The organism is Acaryochloris sp. IP29b_bin.148, from assembly GCF_028285565.1.
Classification (GTDB): domain Bacteria; phylum Cyanobacteriota; class Cyanobacteriia; order Thermosynechococcales; family Thermosynechococcaceae; genus Acaryochloris.
Genome location: NZ_JANQOY010000012.1, coordinates 1 through 17671, shown reverse-complemented (window position 1 = coordinate 17671; position 17671 = coordinate 1). Strand labels below are relative to the sequence as shown.

Here is a 17671-nt window from a genome sequence, read left to right as displayed (position 1 = left end):
CAACCCCTGTGATCAACGCCAAATACGGAGCGAGAATCAGGATATTCCTCCATCAGTGGCAATTGCAGAGTAACATCGAGAAGATTGCTAAGTAGCATCGAGCGTGCCATGAAATTTTCTGCCCCTCGCCAACAGCTTTACCGTTTGCTCCGTCAATCCTCTGAGCTGAATTTGGCTGAGGCTGCGCTGTACATTGCTCAAGAAGATAATCCCACTCTAGAGGTAGCGGCTTACCTCAATGCCCTGGATACCATGGCGCTGGAAGTGGAGGAGCGGTTACCCACTTCTCTTTATCCTTTAAAGGTCTTACAAACCATCAATCGTTATTTGTATGAGGATTTGGGCTTTGCGGGCAATACTCAGTTCTACTACGATCCCCGGAATAGCTTTCTGAATGAGGTGATTGATCGACGTCTAGGCATTCCCATCACCTTGTCCTTGGTTTATATGGAAATTGCCCATCGGCTTGATTTCCCAATGGTGGGCATTAACTTTCCTGGACATTTTCTGATTCGTCCGGATCGTGAAGATATGAGTATCTATGTCGATCCCTTTTACAAGGGCGAAATTTTGTTTGAGCAGGATTGTTGCGATCGCATTACTCAAGTCTTTGGTCACCCTATGGAACTCAAACCTGAATTTTTTCAGGTCATCAGTCCGCAGCAGTTTCTCGTCCGGATGCTGACCAACCTCAAACAAATTTACCTAAACAATAACCAACTGGAAAAATGCCTCAATATCTCTGAACAAATTCTTCTGGTCGATCCAAAGTGCGGTGGAGAGCTGCGAGATCGGGGTATCTTGTACTATCATGTAGGCCGTTGGTCCGAAGCCCAACAAGATTTACAAGACTATTTAGCCCAAAACCCTTCTCCTGAACAGATTCCCTTGGTACATAAGCTGCTCAACCAAATGAACGATTTTTCCTAACATGGCGAAGAATATTTTACAATAGGTATAGTTTCTTATTGATATGAATCGGTTCCCCTTATTCGGCTGTCAACGATTCACCTAACTTCTGACCTCCTCTGATGCAACACGTTTGTTCTACCTCTCCTGAACTAGTTTTTGCTGGTTTTCATGCCCTCGCTGACCCTCTCCGCACCCACGTTTTAGAGCTATTACGGCACCGCGAACTCTGTGTTGGTGAGTTATGCGAGTCTCTAGATATCAATCAATCTAAGCTATCGTTCCACTTAAAAGTCCTCAAAGATGCTGAATTGGTCCATACACGCCATGAAGGTCGCTGGATCTATTACAGCCTCAATTTGGCCCAGTTTGTTGTCCTAGAGCAATACTTAGCTGAATATCGCCGCAATTCAGAAATTATGCCCCCTCGGATGTACGCCTCGCCCACCGCTCCATAGATCTGGCCCATCACAAACCTTATTAGGGAGACACTTGAGCTTTCGTCTCTTCCGCCCTAACCTGCTGCAGGGTTTGACTGCGTTCCACCAACTGCATAAAGGCCGTGCGATAGCCTTGGAGATCTTCCCCTTTAGCCTGTTCCGCTAGGTCCAGGACTTGGTTCAAGGTGGCTTCACCCTTGTAGTTTGAATCCCTGAGGACCATGCCATACATGGCAACGGCGGCAGAGAATTTGAGGTTGTCGGTGGCAGCTTGAATCGAGCGGTTTTTATCTGCGATCGCAGTACTGATCAGCTGACTCTTACTGCCCGTGGGCTGCTTATACCGTAGCTTTAGGTTCATTAGATCCGAGCTATTACTACTGCTCGTCGGCTTTTGGAACTTCAGCGGATCGATATCGGGAAGCTCGACATCACTTTTCACACCAGCGGGGATGACCTCATAGAGGGCGGTGATAGTATGGCCGGAGCCTATTTCCCCCGCATCCTTCTGATCATCGTTGAAATCCTGATCGCGCAACAGACGGTTCTCATAGCCAATCAGGCGGTAGGCTTGGACTTTCTGAGGGTTAAATTCCACCTGAATTTTGACATCCTTGGCAATGGTAAACAAGGTTCCCCGCAGGTCATTGACGAGAACTTTTTGGGCTTCTAGCAGGGTGTCGATATAGGCATAGTTGCCGTTGCCCTTATTGGCTAATAGCTCCATTTTATTGTCTTTGTAATTGCCCGTGCCGTAGCCTAAGACGGTGAGAAACACACCGCGATCTCGTTTTTGTTCGATCAGACGCTCTAGTTCAGCATCGCTGGATTGGCCGACATTAAAGTCACCATCCGTTGCTAGGATTACTCGATTATTGCCATTTTTGAGGAAGTGGCGTTCGGCCATATCGTAGGCCATCTTAATGCCAGCAGCACCTGCAGTGGAGCCACCGGCCTCTAGCCGATCGATGGCGTTCATAATCGTGGCTTTTTGGGTGCCCGGTGTAGACGGTAAAACAATGCCAGCCCGCCCTGCATACACCACTAAACTGACCCGATCTTCAGGCTTGAGCTGATGGACCAGCAAACAGAGGGATTTCTTCACTAGCGCCAGTTTGTTGGGGCGTTTCATAGACCCCGACACGTCAATTAAAAAGACTAAATTGCTGGGCTGTTCTTTTTCCAGTTCCTTGCCTTTAAGGCCAATATGCACGAGCTTATGCTGGTTATTCCAAGGGGCAGTAGCGACCTCGGTACTCACAGAGAAAGGCTGATCACCTTTGGGAGAGGCATAGTCGTAGTCGAAGTAGTTAATCAGTTCTTCGAGACGCACCGCATCTTTTGGCGGCAGTTGACCTTGGCGAATAAAGCGCCGCACATTGCTATAGGAGGCTGTATCCACATCAATGGAGAAGGTGGACAGGGGCGTGCGCTGCGGCAAAAAGAACGGATTTTCGTTGATGCGCTGATAGTCTTCGGTGTTAAAGGTACCGGGTAAATGACGGCGATCCTTATCCTGGAATCGGGGTTCAGGAGTGGGTGGAGAAATGCTGGTGGGGGCAATCGGCTGAGCTCGTCCAACTTGGTCACGACTGACTTTGGATTGGGCAACGGCTTCTGCCGGAGCAGGTTGTGCTCCAGTTAGGGCAGGGGGCAGGCCAGTGGGTCGAGGACGACGGGACGGGAGCCCAAACCATCGATTCCTATCATCACGGGGTTGATCGACTTGACGAAGCTCGGTGGCATAGTCTTGCTGCAAGCGTTTAAGGAGGGCTGCATCTTCGGAGCTAAGGGATTGCTCTGTTAAACGCTCTAGGCCAGCGGACAGTTGAGCCAAACTTTGAGCAAATTCGGTGCGGGATAGCCCTAACTCGATCTCTACTGGTGTACGACCAAGATACTGTTCATAGAGCTTGCGTAATGCTTCGACATCCTTATGGGCAGGCAACAGCAGCGACTCAGCATTACAACCCTTGATTCGGGTTTGGGGTTGTGATTTCGCCTGGGCAATATTGAGTGGTTGGCAAGCACTCATCGTCATCAGTAGAGCAGCCGATAGAGCACTAGACCGCTGCCAGTTAAACTGCTTCATTGCATCCTTCTCCTCAATTCCAAGGGATTCCAGCACGAGTCTGGATTGATTTCATCCTAGTCGTTGAATTTAGGATGACCCGTCTCGTTTCCAAAATTGAAATGGCTCAATTTGAGTTAAAAGTGCATCAAATGCATGAAACAAAGCCGCACTGCTCGTCTCTGCAGATATCCATCACTCTGCAAGTGAATCACCCAACAGCTTTTTTAATAACCTATAGACATCTTTTTTATCGCCATCCTTTCTGCGTCCCACGCCCACAACAATAACTAACACTTGATCGACTTTGACTTGATACACAATTCGATAGCGTTGACCCACAGCACGAATACTATACAAACCCTTGAGATCGCCCGTTAGCGGCTTACCTTGTTGAATGGGCTCATGCGTAAGTTTTTGAATTCGCTGAATAATGCCTTGTTGTTCACGTCGATCTCGCACCTTACCCATCATTTCCAGCGCGAGTTCTGTTAACTCAATGCGATAATCCACGATGAGACATTACCACCCCAACCGTGCGATCGCATCTTCTAGGGCAATCGTTTCTCCCTTCTGTGCTTGAGAAACACTTTGCCGTAAAGCATCCATCAAGTCTGAATCAGAGAGAACATCCAGCGTTTCCATCAAGCTTTCAAACTGCTCATAGGCCAGCGCTACCATTGCTGGCTTACCGTGCTTAGTAATAATGACAGGCTCATCGCTCAACTGCTCGGGCAAGTTCAATAATTGCTTACGGGTCTCAGTAATGGTTAAAAACTTAGGCATAACAAAGTGATCATAAAAATGTACATTCTTATGTACTATTCTGCCTTAGCCACGCCTCAAATGCCTCTCTTATCCAAGGTTTTCTGAGAGACACTCCATCGCGATCAACGTCTATTCAGCACAACTCAAATCCAGCGTTTTCGTTAAGCTGGGACTTGCAAGCTGTCCGGGCGGAATTAATGTTGCAGTCAACTGCACTTCGGAATAGCACCGATACTCCGCTAGGAACGGAAACGAATAGCTAAACTGATCGTTGGCACTGACAGCGATGGATCGCGTTTGCACCGTATTCCAAGCAGGAACAGGCCCTGTGGCGGGTGAATCATACCCTTTGGCATTGATCGCCAGCACTAGATTGGTGCCGGGTTGAGTGGCTTGTGTACCGGGTTTAACTTTGACAGCAATCAGTAAGTCCATCCCTAAACCATAAGGATTCCAGGGCTGATTCAGGGGGACAAGCTGATTCTTGAGACGATTAAATATTTGAACATCAATGGCCTGGAGAGCTGCGTTAGCAGAGGTTGACCCTTGGGAAGTGGGAGCTGCTGTAGTCTGCGCAGGTACTGCCCCATCCGTCGTGGGGGTTGACGAGGCATTGGGGAAGACATCCGAAACGCTGTTTTCTCCGCTTAGCGTTGGCAGTGGAGCACCCTCCACAGAGGTCTCTGTAGAGGTCCCAATCGGAGTACTAGAAGCTTGAGGCTGAGCAACCACAGGCTTTTCTAATTCCGAAATGGCGAATTTACCGACCCTTTTATTGATCAGTGAGCCTTTAGATGCCTCACCATCGGCAACGAAGTCTCCATCCGTATCAATTAAAACAGCACCCACGGGAAACACACATTGCAGCTCTAACCGATCGATGTCTTTGCGGGCGCGGAATTGCAGATCTCCCCCTAGAAAACCACATTCATTTTGGCTCGCCCGAACGGGCTCTGGGAAGCGAGCATTTAAGGGTTCGGTATAGCGAGAACGGCGGGGCAGCGGCGGTAGAAACTGGGCTTCATCGCCTGGGTAGGGAAGAGTGGAGCGAGATAAACCATAGCGATCGCCTTTTTTGACTTCGGCATCCCAGCAGGTGACTTGCACCTGTCGTCCCCCTCGGGTGTTCTGAAAGACGCGGAGAGATAGGATGCGATCGCGAGTACAATTCAGCTTCGCCGTCGGCCATTGACTGCGGAGAGTTTGCAGGAGCTGATCACAGGTTTGCTCGGTGCCACAGTCGCCTTTCACAGTGGCGGGAATGGCTGATTCAGGAGCGGATTCCGTCGGCGCAGAAGACTGGGCTAGGGCGGGAGACCCAAGTGCAATAGTCCCCAACTGGCCTGCGGCCATCGCCAGTCCCCATCCCCAACTCATCCCATAAAATATCTGCATGGCCTCTCCTCATACGTGATGTGTCCAAGGGTGACGACATCGTAGATATCGTCTACCGATAGCCTGGTATTGTTCCGTAATTTATCCTTTTCAGAGGCTACCCAAAACTATTGCGGTCCCCCTCTCTATCGAAAACTGCAATAGACTACTGCCCCAACACCGCAGTGTATAAAGCTGAATAATCCGCCTCAGCAAATTGAGCCATTGCTCTTTGGATTATGATTTGGATGGCTTCGGTGTTTTCGGTCGGCAGTCCTTCGGCCTGGGCTGCTTGCTGAAATAAAGTCATGTCTTTGAGCAAGTGTTTGGTGGGGAAATTGGGATTCTCAAAGTTTTGATCCAGCATTCGGGTCAGTTTTTTATCGAAGGTGGGAGCGTAGAGAGCACTGTTTCTCAGAATCTGCATAAAGGTCTCAACTTCGACCCCATAGGTTTGGCAGAAGGATAGGCTAGTGGCAAAAGCCGTGGTCAGTCCACCAATCATCTGGTTGAGGGCGAGTTTAAGAGCAGCGGCGGTGCCTACCGGGCCAACTAATAAAGGCTCGGGTCCAAAGGCTTTGAGGAGGGGAAGTTGGGTCTCAAAATCTTGGGAGGCAGCTCCCGCCATCACCAGTAACTTTCCGGCTTTAGATTCGGGGATACTGCCTAATACCGGGGCTTCTAAATAGGTGCCACCGGCTGCCTGGACCTGTTCGTGAATAGCTTTGCTTTCAGCGGGGGCAATGGTGCCCATTTGAATAATGGTCCGTCCAGATAGGGCGGATGCCGTGGGCGCCAGCAGTTCCTGAATAGCAGCAGCATTGGTGAGCATCAGAATGATGACGTCTGCAGATTGAATGACTTGGGTGGGGGAGGGAGCAATCCCAACTCCTAATTCTCTTAATGGCTCCAACTTAGAAGCCGTGCGATTGTAGGCCGTAACGGCATGCCCCACTTCCACTAACCGGGCCGCCATAGGAGCCCCCATCAATCCTGTACCGATAAATCCAACCTGCATGGCCCTGCCTCTTTCTCAATAGGTTTTTTCTGATGGTCTGTAGTGATTGTCGCTCGGCTGCTGCGCCGGGGTTGGGGAAAAGATGGATCCCAAGATGATGATCAAGGCCGACAGGGCCACGATGGGGACAACGGGTAAAAAGCCCAGCATCCAGCTAGTGGGAATCACTTTGGTCTGCACCCCTAATACCGCCAACTCACCCACGACAATGGAGACGAGACAACTCGAAGCCCTGATATTGCGGCCATACAACGCTGCAATCACGGTGGGGAACAGCACTGATAGTCCAGTAAAGGCTTGGGTGGCAAAGGCCAAAATGGTCTCTGGAGGGTTGGCAGCAATCCCTAAGCCGATGCCAGCTAAAACAATGACCCAAATTCGACCGACTAGCGTCTGTTCCGTTAAAGAAGCGTCTTGACGAAAGTAGGCGGTATAGATATCACGGGTGAGCATAGAACTTAAGGCCAAAAGCTGGGAGTCCATCGTTGACATAAAGGCTGCCAATGCCCCCACCATTACCAGGGAAGATAGCCCAGCAGACGTATATTTAGTTAGCATCATCGGGAAAATCTGATCCGCTGCTTTGCCCACTAAATCCGGGAAAGCAATATGTCCCCAAACTCCAATCAACACCGGGCAAATAAACAGCACCCCAGCCACTATCGGATAGAGCAAGACCGAGATCTTTAAGGGTTGAGGGCTTTTCGCGCTGTAAAAGCGCATAAACATCTGCGGAAACATGGGCAGGGTAAAGGACCACAGACACATGTAGCTAAACCAAGTCTTGGGGGTAAAGGACTGATCTAAGCCGCTCCGCGAAAATAATGCGGGTTTGAGGTCGTAGACGGTTTGGTTGGCGACAGAGAAGCCCCCTAACCCCTGGGCAATGGCAAATACGGCCACTAGCATCAGCACGCACATCAGTACTCCTTGCAGCACATCCGTCAGGGCCACACTCTTCATCCCGCCCAAAAACACATAGAAGACGATGGCCACGGTCAGTAAGGAGGCCCCCCAAAGATAGGGAATGGCTCCACCCGTTAGGCTTTCGAGGAGATATCCGGCTCCAATGGGTTGGAGGGTGAGATAGGGCAAAGTAAAGATGACCATTACGGCCATAAACAGGAGCTTGAGAGGCTGGCTAGGCAGGCGATCTTGAATCAGTTCCGAGGGCGTAATCAAGCCTTTCTGTTTGCCAAGCAACCAGGCCTTGTAGCCAATATAGTAGAAGCTAAGGGCGGCAAACCCCGTGCCAAAGGCCATCATTGGATAGTAGCTAATGCCAATGCGATAGCCTGCTCCAGCAAACCCGAGGAAAAAGAAGGCGCTGAAGTTGGTGGAGGCTAGGGTAAAGAAGAGAAGAATAGGACCAATGTTGCGGTTGGCCAAAAAGAAATCCTCGACAGTATTCTTTTGTTGGCGATACCCGATCAGGCCGATGCCTAGGGTAACGAGTAGGTAGATTGCAATGGCAATGTAGGGAATCAGTGTTTCCATAACCTACTGGTCCCTCTCCGCTTCTTGCCAAAGGGTGTAAGAGACCCCTGCGACGGCCAGGACAAGCCCCCCTTGCAAGATCACAAAGTAAAAAAGCCAGCCCGGTAACTGGAACCAAGAAAGGGGTATCTCTTGATCCCATCGCCAAAAATCGAGGGAGAGCAAAAACAGAATTGTAAACGAGAAAAACCAAAAATAGGGACGGTGCAGCAGGCTCATCAATCCATCAAATTCATACCCAATCAGATTAACCTGTAGCGGGATTATCCATAGATGCTCGAATTATTTTGGCTAGTTTCCAATGATTCGTAGCACTCAGCTGACAGGGATCCAAGAATCTTCTACGCTGGGAGGGTGAGCCACATCATATTTGCTAGTCACTTCCCATGGCCAACCTTAAAATCATTGATAACTTTGATGGCAGTTTCACCCTTGATCCTGAGATCAAAGCAGCTTTGTTTAATCTGCTCAACAATGAGGGATTCCTCCAGCAAGTCGCCCGTGAATCTCAGTCAGAAGCCGTTGAGTTTACCGAATTGATTTTTCAGCCCGTTCCCTACAGCGCCAATACCCCCAAAGGGATGCCCCAACTGTTTGAGCAGTATCACGAGTCAGAAGATTACGTGATCATTAACGTGCCACCCAACTTTATGTTCCAAGCCAAAGTATTTTCCCCCAGTCGCCTTTGTGCGATCTACCGCCGGATCTCGTAAAATTAGTTAACGTGGCTTTAAGGCTTACATGGACTTGGATTGACAAAGTTAAAGTCCACAAGCCAAGATTGAGAAACGTAAAATTGTTAACAGTTTGTATAAAGGTCTATGGACTGGATTTCGTTAGACACTTTGCAAACATTAGCCCACCAATACGGCTATTGGGTTGTCTGCTTCGGCATCTTATTTGAAAATTTGGGATTACCCTTACCTGGGGAAGCAATTGTCCTAGTGGGCGGCTTTCTGGCGGGTGAAGGGGATCTGAATTATTTTGGCGTATTGGGCAGTGCGATCGCAGGTTCAACCATCGGCGGCACCTGTGGCTACTGGGTAGGACATTTTGGCGGTTGGTCTTTGTTATCGAGAGCGGGTCGCCTCGTCAATATGTCTGAAGAGCGTCTTTTAGAAATTAAAGAAGGGTTCAGCACGAATGCTGCTCGAACCGTCTTAATCGGACGATTTGTGGCGCTGCTGCGGATTTTTGCCAGTCCTCTAGCGGGTATTGCAGAGATGCCCTTTCCCCGCTTTGCGTTTTTTAATACTTTGGGGGCCTGCTTATGGGCTTTGGTGATGGTAACCCTGGCTTACTTTGCAGGTGAAATCATTCCCCTATCCCGCTTGGTTAGCAGCGTGTCTCAGTTTGGACTATTTGTATTGTTGGCAATTGCGGCTTGGCTACTCTGGCCTCGTCTCCACAACCTGATTCGTCGCACCGCCTTACAAGAAGCGAGCGAGTCTGACGCGCCTTAGTACACCTGCCAAACGAGTACACCTACCAAAACGGTTCATCATCCCCGTGGAACAAACCCCTTTTACGCCGCAAGAACGGGTTGAGTCGCTCAAAGCCGGGGGATTGTCCGCTAGTGGGGCAATATTTGTTTTTACGATTTTGCTGATCCTGAATGAGTGGCTAGCACAATGGCCCATCGCGGCCTCAAGATTGCCTGGAAGCTGGATTAGCCTGAGTGGTTCTCTTGCGAGTGTAGCTATTTCTGGGCTGCTATTTGGGGTGACCTATCGCTATGCCATTCGCCAAGATACGAACCCCCAACTTAAGTCAGGCGTTGTGTTGGCTTTTAGTCTGGTCCGAGGGCTGGCTCAGGTTGATACGGGATTTGGTATCACTGATACGGTATTGCCGTTTGTGCTGATGGCTGTGGAGAGCTGGGTGGTGTTTAGTTGCGATCGCATCCTCCTCGATCTATCTCTCCAACGAGGATGGCTTAAACCCTTTTCTCCAAATTCACTTGCTCCATAACTCACCCGAGCAGGTACATTCATCTCAGAATCGAACCTACAGATAAATCGTTTCGCTATTGGTGATGGGAACATCATCACAAATCACAGGCTCAGGCGCGCTATAGGTTGTTTTTGGGGTATGAGTCAGTTCTTCAGCCTCTGGGTGGCAAGAAGTCCAAACCTCTCGCATCACTTGCATGGCAATCTCTTTAGGGAGTTTCTCAATGGTATTGCTGTGATGAAATTTGAGCGCAATAGCTAGCTGCTTTTTCAGCACACCAATTTCTTGAGTTCGATCATGATGAGAAAAGCCTGCTTGCTCAGACATATTGAGTGAAAGGGTGTAACAACGCATTTACATTCTAAACAGAGAATAGTTGATAACTCAATCATTTCTCTTCTTTTCTGTTCAGCATTAATGTTAAACGCCAAAATTAATTTGTTTGAGTTATTTTGTACTCTTCGATACAACCTATAGTCCACACCTTACAACGCTTCAACCTTTGTTAAAGCAATGTCTTTTGAGCCTCCATAGCCATTTCTAAAAATGTTTGCGGCGAAGGAATAGAACTATTGCCCTCCTGCTGTAACCATAACAAGAACTCGATGTTGCCTTTCGGACCCGGTAAGGGAGACCAAGTTACGCCTGCATAGTGCCAGCCCAAAGCCGATGCAGCTTGGTAAACCTGTGCGATCGCATCTCCATGCGCTTGGGAATCCCTTACCACACCATGCTTCCCCACTCGGTCCTTCCCCACTTCAAACTGAGGTTTCACGAGCAAAACCATTTCCCGTGGCGGCTGTAAGAGCTGCCAGAGGGCAGGCAAAACTTTCGTTAGGGAAATAAACGAGACATCAATCACACCTAGATCAGGAATGGAGGCGTCTTCAGGATATAAATCGGCAGGCTGAAGATGGCGAAGATTGGTGCGTTCCTTAAGGATGACTCGGGGATCATTGCGCAGTTCCCAAGCCACCTGCCCATAGCCCACATCAATGCCATAGACCTGTTTGGCTCCAGCCTGCAATAGACAGTCTGTAAATCCCCCTGTTGAGATACCGCCATCCAGGCAAATCCGATCCTGTATCTGGATGGGAAACTCAGCTAAAGCCTTTTCTAGCTTATGACCACCGCGAGAGACAAAGGGAGATTTTTGTTTGACTTGTATCTCTGCCGTTAATTGAACCTCGGTCCCTGGCTTATCAATAATTTGGTCATTGACTTTCACTTTCCCAGCCCGGATGACCCGTTGGGCTTGCTGTCGAGAGGTGCATAACTCTAATGACACCAGTAAGGTATCCAGTCGCTGTTTAGCCAAGGCCCAGGGGATTTTCTAATACTACTTTTTCAATTCTAAGAGTCTGCCTACCCCTGCCGATACAAACGATGTGGGGATTTAAGGATCATTCCTATGGCAGGGGGCGAACTCACCATCATTCATAGGTTTGACACGAAGGGCACGGGGAGCTTGATTAAGTCCTGCCATGACAAATAAATATTCAAGAAGAGGAAGTTCTGAATCCGCTGGTAGCCTCATTTCTATACATCTACTGTTGAACTGATTGGAGGACGTTGAATTAGCCTTAATCGATATTGCTATCAATCTCATCCCCTCAATCTATCGTTTTGAATGCATTGACCCAATAGTAAGGCTGTACCTCTTTCAAGGTCTTAACCTCCCACTTTGTCGCATCACTAGGCGTGGGAACTGCCACTTCTACCTCTTGTCCCCAATGAAACAGCCGCTCTTGGCAAATACCGCACGGTGTCAGGATCACCATAGGCGAATCCCCTGTTTGTCTAGAAACACAAACGGACGCCACAATCCGTTTACCCAATTTTTCAGCTTCACAAATCGCACCTGTCTCAGCACACAGCATCGCACTGCCCCATTCAGGTTCAAAAAAGACGCTGGTCAAGATGTCTCCATCTTCGGTATACATAGCCGCAGCGATGCCTTCTGCCCCGGGGAAACGCTTCTCTAGAAGCGCAATAGCAGCATTGACGAGGGTTTGATCTAATTTCATCATTATGGAAGCTTACTAGCAATATAGAAGCCATAGCCAAAGTACGCCTTGAACTGTTTAAACACTTGAATTTCCTGTTTTTCAGCCTCTACCAAGGCTTTTGCGCTATCGCTATGGGCATAGTGATCGAGAAAGGCATCAAATCTTTGTTCGAGTGGATAGTAGTAATTGTCTAACCAACAGTGTTCTGGCAGTACAAAATAACCGAATGGAGCGTAGCCTGCTTTTTCTAGAAGTTTTATTTTCACCGAAGCAGTATCTATTTCAGGGTACTGAGCATCCCAGTAAGCTTGAATTTCCTCGGGTCGATGGTCTGTCAGCCAGGTAATTTCGGAAACAGCAAGCACGCCTTTGGGTTTTAGAAACGGTCGCCAAAGGTTAATGCCTTGCTCGAAGCCGATATTGTAAATCGCCCCTTCAGACCAGATAACATCAAATTCATGATCCGCAAATGCCAGATTATCGATCGATCCAACTTGGGGGTGAATACATTGGCTCAGATTGCTCGTGTCTGCGTTCCGTCGCAATATTTCAATAAACTCAGGTAGAAAGTCGACGGCAATGATGTCTGCATTGAGCTGGTTTGCTAAGCACAAGGTAGAGGCCCCAGTCCCACATCCAAGATCCGCGATTTTCAAAGGTCGTGACTGGTCGAGAGCGGCCAGCATAATGGCAAGTTCTGTTTCGAGTGCTCCACCAGGACCTTGACGGTCGTTATTCTGATGCAGATCGATTAAAAGTTCTAAATTCTCCACCAGATCTTCCTGAGTTCTTCAGTAGTAACCCTCATGTTAAAGCTGTATGACATTAGCGTGGCGCAGGACAGTGAATGTCCATAACAACACTTTGTTTTATGGATTTTCAGCTAAGTACCGTTCAAAAGAATCATACTTTTCAATTTTTCCATGCTTATCACAGGTTAGATATATACCAGGATTGGTGAGCAATTTATGAATAAGCAAGTCTCTATGTTGGGCTGGGCAAGCAGATCTCAGTAATTTCATGAATTGCTCCTGCCTCTGTATTGTAAAGTGACATTCACAATCATCATGGGTCTTCAATATCCCTATATCCTTTATTAAAATCTCACACTCAATTAAAGCTATATCGCCTTCATTCCCTAAGAACGATAAGAATGCCCCAACAGTTTTGACTATCGGCACATCATTTTCAGTGGCCCACCCATAGTCTTTATAGCAAGTCGCACCAAGGGCCGTGATGGTGATTTCGTTTTCTTTTTCAAGCAACGACAAGCCATCGCTAGTGCAGAATTGCCCAAAATACAGCTCAAAACCTGCATCTGTTGCATTGTAGAGGTACACACTTGGGTTCATGATGTATGGCACATAGTGGGTGGTGGAGTTGTGCTCTTAAGTAGGGAGAATCTCACTATTATGCTGCAACCAAGAAGCTAGTTTCTCCATACTGCTCTCCTGTGTCTCAGAAGTTGCAGCTAAAGCGAGGAAAAATTTTGCTGTATCTACCTCTGAGGCCGTTAACTCAATTCCATTCACTGATAAGAATGTATAAACAGCAATAAGAGCAATCCTTTTATTACCGTCTACAAAACAATGATTTTTAACCAGCCCATAACCATAAGATGCAGCTAGGTGATACAAGGTGACATCCTCACCATAGTTATAAAGGTTTAGAGTTGACTCCAAGGCTCCCTTATCCAGTACACCTGATGTACCACCCGATTCGGCAAGGATTTCACCCTGTATGGCACAGACATCGTGCATGTCTAACCAACAAGGCTCCATTATTTAGCCAGCTCATTTAATGCATTGCGATACTTTTTCATACCTCGCCGAGCGGCTTCCATTTTTTTCTCGAAATTAGGGTCATAGGCTGATATTTCATACCCAGAAGGCGTTTTTGTTGCAAACAGCTTATCTCCATCCTCAACCTGCATATTCGCTGCCATTTCTTTAGGAACAATGACACTTAGGGAATTACCGCGCTTTTTCACATTGAGAAGCATAATCGCCTCCTGCGTAGACTGTGCTTATACTTCTCTACGTTACTACAAATGTTGCAACGCACAAGATTTGTTCAAAAAATACACTTGGGCAAGCTGATATGCAACATCTGAACTCAGCGCCGCTAGCTAAAATCTAACGTTTAGCATCATCGGCATCAGTAAAATTCAGAAAAGAGGTTGTAGAAGTATTTTCAGGACTATGTTGTTTCCTGAAAACTAACCTGGAAAAGTGTGTGACTGGCGTATAGGGTGGACATAACCACGAGGAAGCACACCAGCTATTTTCCGCGCGCCTGGGCAAAAGACTTTGAAGCATCAAGGCTGCCATGAACATACCGAGCTTTGTTACCCATTACCATCCCACTGAAGATCCACCCTTTAGGAATTTATCAGAGGTACCAAAACCAGAACGTGACAAGGTAATTGCCATGTTGGCCGAACGTCGACAACAACAGCCAAGGTCCCATAGAGTATTCGGCGCTAAATACATTTTGCTCAGACTGGCAACCGAAGAGAAACTGAGATCATTATTCTTGGCTGCTGGAGGTAGACCCGAGCGCAAAGCACCTCACTATTTTGTTTTAGGTAGCTCGAAATGGTTCGAAGGGCTTTATCCCTCAACAAAAAGTGTTGTCCTTCCTCTAGATGAGCTGGACAGTTTAACGACTAGCATCACCTTTCCAGACAGCTTTACGGCAATGAGACTCAGTGAAACTTATGGCCTACCCATGGAACCACTCAAGCCATATCACGAGAAAATTTATCTTCTATCCCAACTCTCTGAATTGATTAGAGAATTTGGAATTCCAGAAGATGCTCCTAATCCTGACTACTTTAACTATGCTCAAAAATCCTTTGAAAAATATATCGAAGTACAAGTTTGGTCAGATATACCTGTGCAGAGGTTTCTGCAGGTGAATAGCATCAAGAAACAGAACGCGAACCTGCAAATATGACAGTGCTGGAGATGCTATCTAACGTCTGAGCGTAGCTACCCGCTTGATTGGGGGAACGAGAGGTAGTTCTCCAAAAAGTTAAGAATGCAAGAACAGAATAATAGAGTTTTCTATGCAAACCATCATCACTTGTAGAGGACTACCATTAAGAGGACTATTTATTTTTTCAGCTTATAGCCCGTCCTTGTCTTATTCATCCCTCAAGTTAGATAAACCAACCGTATCTATTTTTGACAGAACCCCTATGTTTGGCAGCTTTCAAACCAGCAAGCTCAGAATTGAAATTAATGCCTCAGAGGCCGCTTTGCGAGATGCCTTAACCCAAGGATCCCAAATCAAGCAATGGCTATGGCCCCAGACCTTTTCCGATGATTTACCCACAACCTTAGAACCAGGAGCCGTCTTTACCAGTTGGCTGGGTCCCGTGGAAATCCAGCACCATATCGATGTGGTGGATAGCAACACCCTACGTTTCATTTTGAGCAAAGGGGTGGATGGGTTTCAGGAATGGTCCTGGGGCGAACAGTGGGTGCAGTCCCGTTTGGAGGGCGTTTCCTTGCTCCCCCTCAATGCAGGTCAAAGTCTGACCCTTTTGCGATTGAAAACTTTCCTAGAATGGGGAAAATCCTAGGCTTAACGTACAACCATTACAGAGCAAGAGGCGTCACTAACCACTTGACTGCTGACCGATCTTTGTAAAATTCGAGTCACTCCTGTTAGCCCTCGGCTACCAATCAGAATCAAATCAGCTTTATAGATATTGGCGACTCGAACTATTTCTTCGGCAGGATCGCCCGTAACGATTTCTAGGCTACTGTCGCATGGGAGGGACGCTTGGTAGGTTTGTAATTCTTCTTCAATATGGCGAAATAAACCCACCTGGGGATCGGAATAAGGACGATCTGCGGGCTGCTCTTCTCCCGTTTCGTTGGTAGAAATTACGTGTGTGAGCACCACTTTATCCACAGCATCCAACTGGAAACTCTTAAGGGCCTGCATGACCCGCTCCGAAATTTCAGGGCTATCTAAGGCGACCAGGATGGTATTGAACACTCAACGTCACTCCTGTTGAACCAACAATTACGATTCGCAAATTAGTAATCCCAACCAATAGACTTGCATTGTCTCGTCGTCTTCCGGTTCTATTAACTACAATTCTTAATTTTGGCTAGAGAAGTAGACTATTAACTATGCTTTCTCCAGATTCCAAGCCCCGTTGCTTACTCCATATGGATGTCAGTGCCCGCGTTCAAGGCTCTTACTCCCGCCAGCTTACCCAGACGTTTGTTAACCAATGGCAACTAGCCAACCCCAATCACCAGATTATCTATCGCGATATTGGCAGTACTCCTATCCCCCATATTGATCAGGCTTGGGTTGCGGCTTACGAGTCAGAACCAGAAGACCGTACGTCTGAGATGCAGGCTGCGATCGCACTTTCCAATACCCTGATCGATGAGCTGTTCGCAGCCGACTGCTATGTGGTGGGCATGCCCATGTATAACCTAACGGTGCCATCTACGTTTAAGGCATATCTGGATCAGGTCTGTAGACGCGATCGCACCTTGCAGATCGTCAATGGCATCCCCAAAGGGCAATTAGCAGATAAAAAGCTATTAGTGATCACCACTCGAAAATACAATTACCGAGTTGGCTCCGGGCGAGAAGAACGAGATTTTCTGGCCCCTTATCTCAGTGCAATTTTCAATGTATTAGGGCTGACAGATATTACCTATATTCATGCCGACCAACTAGCGCTATCCAACATGGAAAGAGAGCACTCACTCGCCGATGCAACCACTGCCATTCACCAACTTGCCTTGACCTTTTGATTGCACCTATAGCATTAAGGCTGGCAAGTAGATACTTTCCAGCCCCATTGATTTCTTTAATTCCAATCAGTCGTTCCCCTCACCCGCAAAATCATCAAGACTGAATCGAAGGGTTAAGTCAATCGTCTTGTTGCTTGAGAATACCTGCAAATTGCTCCTTCACACCTTCCAATAGATTGGGTTGGTCGCCATCAACTTGAGGCAAAAGACCGGCAAGCTGTTTTGACTCTTCCAACGCCATAAACATAACGACCAATTTTTCTTGGGTTTTCTGCACCGCCTCCGCCAGTTGTTCTCGATTTTCCGTCATATTTTCGATCTGGTTAGTTAATGACGAAATTTGGTCTTGTGTTTCTTCCAGTTCTTTGTCTGTTACTTGTTGTTTAACAATGGATCGAGATTGTAAAAAGATGATGAGAATAATAGCCCCTATGAAAGCGAGGAACAGAAAATCTGGAGCCATGGTTTCGTTCGCAGTCATATTAACCTTCCTTGTTTATAAGTAATGCACGCGCTTACTTATGGGTTACCACTTTGGGTAATCAACTGTAAAGCGTTCACCTATATCATCTCAACACTATGCCCATACCCGAAATAGAAAAGTTTATTAATTGACATCCAAATTGAAAAAGGCCCCCTGCTGAGCAGGGAGCCATCCAAAGGAATCACTAGCTAGTGGTTAAACTGCCACAGGCTCTTCAGTGTTCTGCACATGGGTTTCAGGATGCACCTTCGCCAGCAAGTCTCTGAGGGAAGCGCCCTCAATCACCTCCGACTCCAGCAACTGCTCCGAAATCGTCTCCAGCAGCTCCTTATTCTCCTTGAGAATACTCAGGGCTTCT

The 17671-nt window shown here is 47.6% G+C and carries 23 protein-coding genes and 1 riboswitch; of the genes, 8 read left to right on the top strand and 15 right to left on the bottom strand.

Annotated features, from left to right (window positions below):
• Positions 1 to 108: 108 nt before the first annotated feature.
• Together Q0986_RS01125 and Q0986_RS01120 are read left to right on the top strand one after the other, a co-directional pair.
• Positions 109 to 930 carry a tetratricopeptide repeat protein gene (locus Q0986_RS01125; RefSeq protein WP_299402488.1) on the top strand — a complete coding sequence of 274 codons (822 nt, stop codon included), beginning with the start codon at positions 109 to 111 and terminating at the stop codon, positions 928 to 930.
• A 101-nt stretch (positions 931 to 1031) separates the two neighbouring features.
• Positions 1032 to 1367 (top strand): metalloregulator ArsR/SmtB family transcription factor, encoded by a 336-nt coding sequence (locus Q0986_RS01120; protein ID WP_299402486.1) that lies wholly within the window; start codon positions 1032 to 1034, stop codon positions 1365 to 1367.
• Positions 1368 to 1389: 22 nt separating this feature from the next.
• Here Q0986_RS01120 and Q0986_RS01115 read toward each other — a convergent pair whose 3' ends face one another.
• The 6 genes from Q0986_RS01115 to Q0986_RS01090 all read right to left on the bottom strand — a co-directional run bounded on the left by Q0986_RS01115 (position 1390) and on the right by Q0986_RS01090 (position 8077).
• Positions 1390 to 3441, bottom strand: coding sequence for a von Willebrand factor type A domain-containing protein (locus tag Q0986_RS01115; RefSeq protein ID WP_299402484.1), 2052 nt, complete (start codon positions 3439 to 3441; stop codon positions 1390 to 1392).
• A gap of 174 nt (positions 3442 to 3615) precedes the next feature.
• On the bottom strand, positions 3616 to 3933 hold the full coding sequence (locus tag Q0986_RS01110) for a type II toxin-antitoxin system RelE/ParE family toxin (protein WP_299402482.1): 318 nt from the start codon (positions 3931 to 3933) through the stop codon (positions 3616 to 3618).
• A gap of 9 nt (positions 3934 to 3942) precedes the next feature.
• Entirely contained in the window at positions 3943 to 4206 is a 264-nt protein-coding gene (locus Q0986_RS01105; protein ID WP_299402480.1) for a type II toxin-antitoxin system Phd/YefM family antitoxin, read from the bottom strand.
• Between the two features lie 111 nt (positions 4207 to 4317).
• The gene (locus Q0986_RS01100; RefSeq protein WP_299402478.1) at positions 4318 to 5583 is read right to left on the bottom strand and encodes a hypothetical protein; all 1266 of its coding nucleotides are present in this window, start codon (positions 5581 to 5583) and stop codon (positions 4318 to 4320) included.
• A gap of 145 nt (positions 5584 to 5728) precedes the next feature.
• Positions 5729 to 6580: an NAD(P)-dependent oxidoreductase gene (locus Q0986_RS01095; protein ID WP_299402477.1), complete on the bottom strand. Its 852-nt coding sequence runs from the start codon at positions 6578 to 6580 to the stop codon at positions 5729 to 5731.
• A 15-nt stretch (positions 6581 to 6595) separates the two neighbouring features.
• Positions 6596 to 8077, bottom strand: a complete 1482-nt coding sequence (locus Q0986_RS01090; protein WP_299402476.1) for a sodium:solute symporter family protein — start codon at positions 8075 to 8077, stop codon at positions 6596 to 6598.
• A 386-nt stretch (positions 8078 to 8463) separates the two neighbouring features.
• Here Q0986_RS01090 and Q0986_RS01085 point away from each other — a divergent pair, with 386 nt between their 5' ends.
• The 3 genes from Q0986_RS01085 to Q0986_RS01075 all read left to right on the top strand — a co-directional run bounded on the left by Q0986_RS01085 (position 8464) and on the right by Q0986_RS01075 (position 10048).
• Positions 8464 to 8790 (top strand): hypothetical protein, encoded by a 327-nt coding sequence (locus Q0986_RS01085; protein ID WP_261891309.1) that lies wholly within the window; start codon positions 8464 to 8466, stop codon positions 8788 to 8790.
• Positions 8791 to 8898: 108 nt separating this feature from the next.
• The gene (locus Q0986_RS01080; protein ID WP_299402475.1) at positions 8899 to 9540 is read left to right on the top strand and encodes a DedA family protein; all 642 of its coding nucleotides are present in this window, start codon (positions 8899 to 8901) and stop codon (positions 9538 to 9540) included.
• A gap of 46 nt (positions 9541 to 9586) precedes the next feature.
• Complete coding sequence (locus Q0986_RS01075; protein WP_299402474.1) at positions 9587 to 10048, top strand: hypothetical protein; 462 nt, start codon at positions 9587 to 9589, stop codon at positions 10046 to 10048.
• A 36-nt stretch (positions 10049 to 10084) separates the two neighbouring features.
• On the opposite strand, the gene Q0986_RS01070 is transcribed toward Q0986_RS01075, so the two are convergent.
• From Q0986_RS01070 to Q0986_RS01040, 7 genes are all read right to left on the bottom strand, one after another.
• Positions 10085 to 10357, bottom strand: a complete 273-nt coding sequence (locus tag Q0986_RS01070; RefSeq protein ID WP_299402473.1) for a hypothetical protein — start codon at positions 10355 to 10357, stop codon at positions 10085 to 10087.
• A 178-nt stretch (positions 10358 to 10535) separates the two neighbouring features.
• Positions 10536 to 11348: a TlyA family RNA methyltransferase gene (locus Q0986_RS01065; protein WP_299402472.1), complete on the bottom strand. Its 813-nt coding sequence runs from the start codon at positions 11346 to 11348 to the stop codon at positions 10536 to 10538.
• A gap of 295 nt (positions 11349 to 11643) precedes the next feature.
• A complete protein-coding gene (locus Q0986_RS01060) occupies positions 11644 to 12057 on the bottom strand; it encodes a cytidine deaminase (RefSeq protein WP_366918485.1) in 414 nt (137 codons plus the stop codon).
• 2 nt (positions 12058 to 12059) lie between these two features.
• Positions 12060 to 12812 carry a class I SAM-dependent methyltransferase gene (locus Q0986_RS01055; protein ID WP_299402470.1) on the bottom strand — a complete coding sequence of 251 codons (753 nt, stop codon included), beginning with the start codon at positions 12810 to 12812 and terminating at the stop codon, positions 12060 to 12062.
• A gap of 96 nt (positions 12813 to 12908) precedes the next feature.
• Complete coding sequence (locus Q0986_RS01050) at positions 12909 to 13391, bottom strand: hypothetical protein (protein ID WP_299402469.1); 483 nt, start codon at positions 13389 to 13391, stop codon at positions 12909 to 12911.
• Between the two features lie 36 nt (positions 13392 to 13427).
• Entirely contained in the window at positions 13428 to 13823 is a 396-nt protein-coding gene (locus Q0986_RS01045) for a type II toxin-antitoxin system death-on-curing family toxin (RefSeq protein WP_366918484.1), read from the bottom strand.
• Positions 13820 to 14041, bottom strand: coding sequence for an AbrB/MazE/SpoVT family DNA-binding domain-containing protein (locus Q0986_RS01040; protein ID WP_299402467.1), 222 nt, complete (start codon positions 14039 to 14041; stop codon positions 13820 to 13822). Before Q0986_RS01040 ends, Q0986_RS01045 begins: the two co-directional genes overlap by 4 nt.
• Positions 14042 to 14264: 223 nt before the next feature.
• Positions 14265 to 14347: riboswitch (ZMP/ZTP riboswitch) on the top strand.
• 20 nt (positions 14348 to 14367) lie between these two features.
• On the opposite strand from Q0986_RS01040, the gene Q0986_RS01035 reads away from it, so the two are divergent.
• Complete coding sequence (locus Q0986_RS01035; RefSeq protein WP_299402464.1) at positions 14368 to 14997, top strand: hypothetical protein; 630 nt, start codon at positions 14368 to 14370, stop codon at positions 14995 to 14997.
• Positions 14998 to 15241: 244 nt separating this feature from the next.
• On the top strand, positions 15242 to 15628 hold the full coding sequence (locus Q0986_RS01030; RefSeq protein WP_299402462.1) for a hypothetical protein: 387 nt from the start codon (positions 15242 to 15244) through the stop codon (positions 15626 to 15628).
• 2 nt (positions 15629 to 15630) lie between these two features.
• Here Q0986_RS01030 and Q0986_RS01025 read toward each other — a convergent pair whose 3' ends face one another.
• Entirely contained in the window at positions 15631 to 16050 is a 420-nt protein-coding gene (locus tag Q0986_RS01025; protein ID WP_299402459.1) for a universal stress protein, read from the bottom strand.
• A 137-nt stretch (positions 16051 to 16187) separates the two neighbouring features.
• On the opposite strand from Q0986_RS01025, the gene Q0986_RS01020 reads away from it, so the two are divergent.
• Positions 16188 to 16829: an NAD(P)H-dependent oxidoreductase gene (locus Q0986_RS01020; RefSeq protein WP_299402456.1), complete on the top strand. Its 642-nt coding sequence runs from the start codon at positions 16188 to 16190 to the stop codon at positions 16827 to 16829.
• A gap of 118 nt (positions 16830 to 16947) precedes the next feature.
• Here Q0986_RS01020 and Q0986_RS01015 read toward each other — a convergent pair whose 3' ends face one another.
• Positions 16948 to 17310 carry a hypothetical protein gene (locus tag Q0986_RS01015; RefSeq protein ID WP_299402453.1) on the bottom strand — a complete coding sequence of 121 codons (363 nt, stop codon included), beginning with the start codon at positions 17308 to 17310 and terminating at the stop codon, positions 16948 to 16950.
• Positions 17311 to 17671 lie beyond the last annotated feature (361 nt).

Excerpts from the sequence above, each read along its gene's own strand:
- Q0986_RS01115 (WP_299402484.1), bottom strand. The coding sequence starts at position 3,441 with ATGAAGCAGTTTAACTGGCAGCGGTCTAGTGCTCTATCGGCTGCTCTA.
- Q0986_RS01105 (WP_299402480.1), bottom strand. The coding sequence starts at position 4,206 with ATGCCTAAGTTTTTAACCATTACTGAGACCCGTAAGCAATTATTGAAC.
- Q0986_RS01060 (WP_366918485.1), bottom strand. The coding sequence starts at position 12,057 with ATGAAATTAGATCAAACCCTCGTCAATGCTGCTATTGCGCTTCTAGAG.
- Q0986_RS01125 (WP_299402488.1), top strand. The coding sequence starts at position 109 with ATGAAATTTTCTGCCCCTCGCCAACAGCTTTACCGTTTGCTCCGTCAA.
- Q0986_RS01120 (WP_299402486.1), top strand. The coding sequence starts at position 1,032 with ATGCAACACGTTTGTTCTACCTCTCCTGAACTAGTTTTTGCTGGTTTT.
- Q0986_RS01080 (WP_299402475.1), top strand. The coding sequence starts at position 8,899 with ATGGACTGGATTTCGTTAGACACTTTGCAAACATTAGCCCACCAATAC.
- Q0986_RS01085 (WP_261891309.1), top strand. The coding sequence starts at position 8,464 with ATGGCCAACCTTAAAATCATTGATAACTTTGATGGCAGTTTCACCCTT.
- Q0986_RS01100 (WP_299402478.1), bottom strand. The coding sequence starts at position 5,583 with ATGCAGATATTTTATGGGATGAGTTGGGGATGGGGACTGGCGATGGCC.
- Q0986_RS01095 (WP_299402477.1), bottom strand. The coding sequence starts at position 6,580 with ATGCAGGTTGGATTTATCGGTACAGGATTGATGGGGGCTCCTATGGCG.
- Q0986_RS01050 (WP_299402469.1), bottom strand. The coding sequence starts at position 13,391 with ATGAACCCAAGTGTGTACCTCTACAATGCAACAGATGCAGGTTTTGAG.
- Q0986_RS01015 (WP_299402453.1), bottom strand. The coding sequence starts at position 17,310 with ATGACTGCGAACGAAACCATGGCTCCAGATTTTCTGTTCCTCGCTTTC.
- Q0986_RS01070 (WP_299402473.1), bottom strand. The coding sequence starts at position 10,357 with ATGTCTGAGCAAGCAGGCTTTTCTCATCATGATCGAACTCAAGAAATT.
- Q0986_RS01090 (WP_299402476.1), bottom strand. The coding sequence starts at position 8,077 with ATGGAAACACTGATTCCCTACATTGCCATTGCAATCTACCTACTCGTT.
- Q0986_RS01040 (WP_299402467.1), bottom strand. The coding sequence starts at position 14,041 with ATGCTTCTCAATGTGAAAAAGCGCGGTAATTCCCTAAGTGTCATTGTT.
- Q0986_RS01030 (WP_299402462.1), top strand. The coding sequence starts at position 15,242 with ATGTTTGGCAGCTTTCAAACCAGCAAGCTCAGAATTGAAATTAATGCC.
- Q0986_RS01020 (WP_299402456.1), top strand. The coding sequence starts at position 16,188 with ATGCTTTCTCCAGATTCCAAGCCCCGTTGCTTACTCCATATGGATGTC.
- Q0986_RS01035 (WP_299402464.1), top strand. The coding sequence starts at position 14,368 with ATGAACATACCGAGCTTTGTTACCCATTACCATCCCACTGAAGATCCA.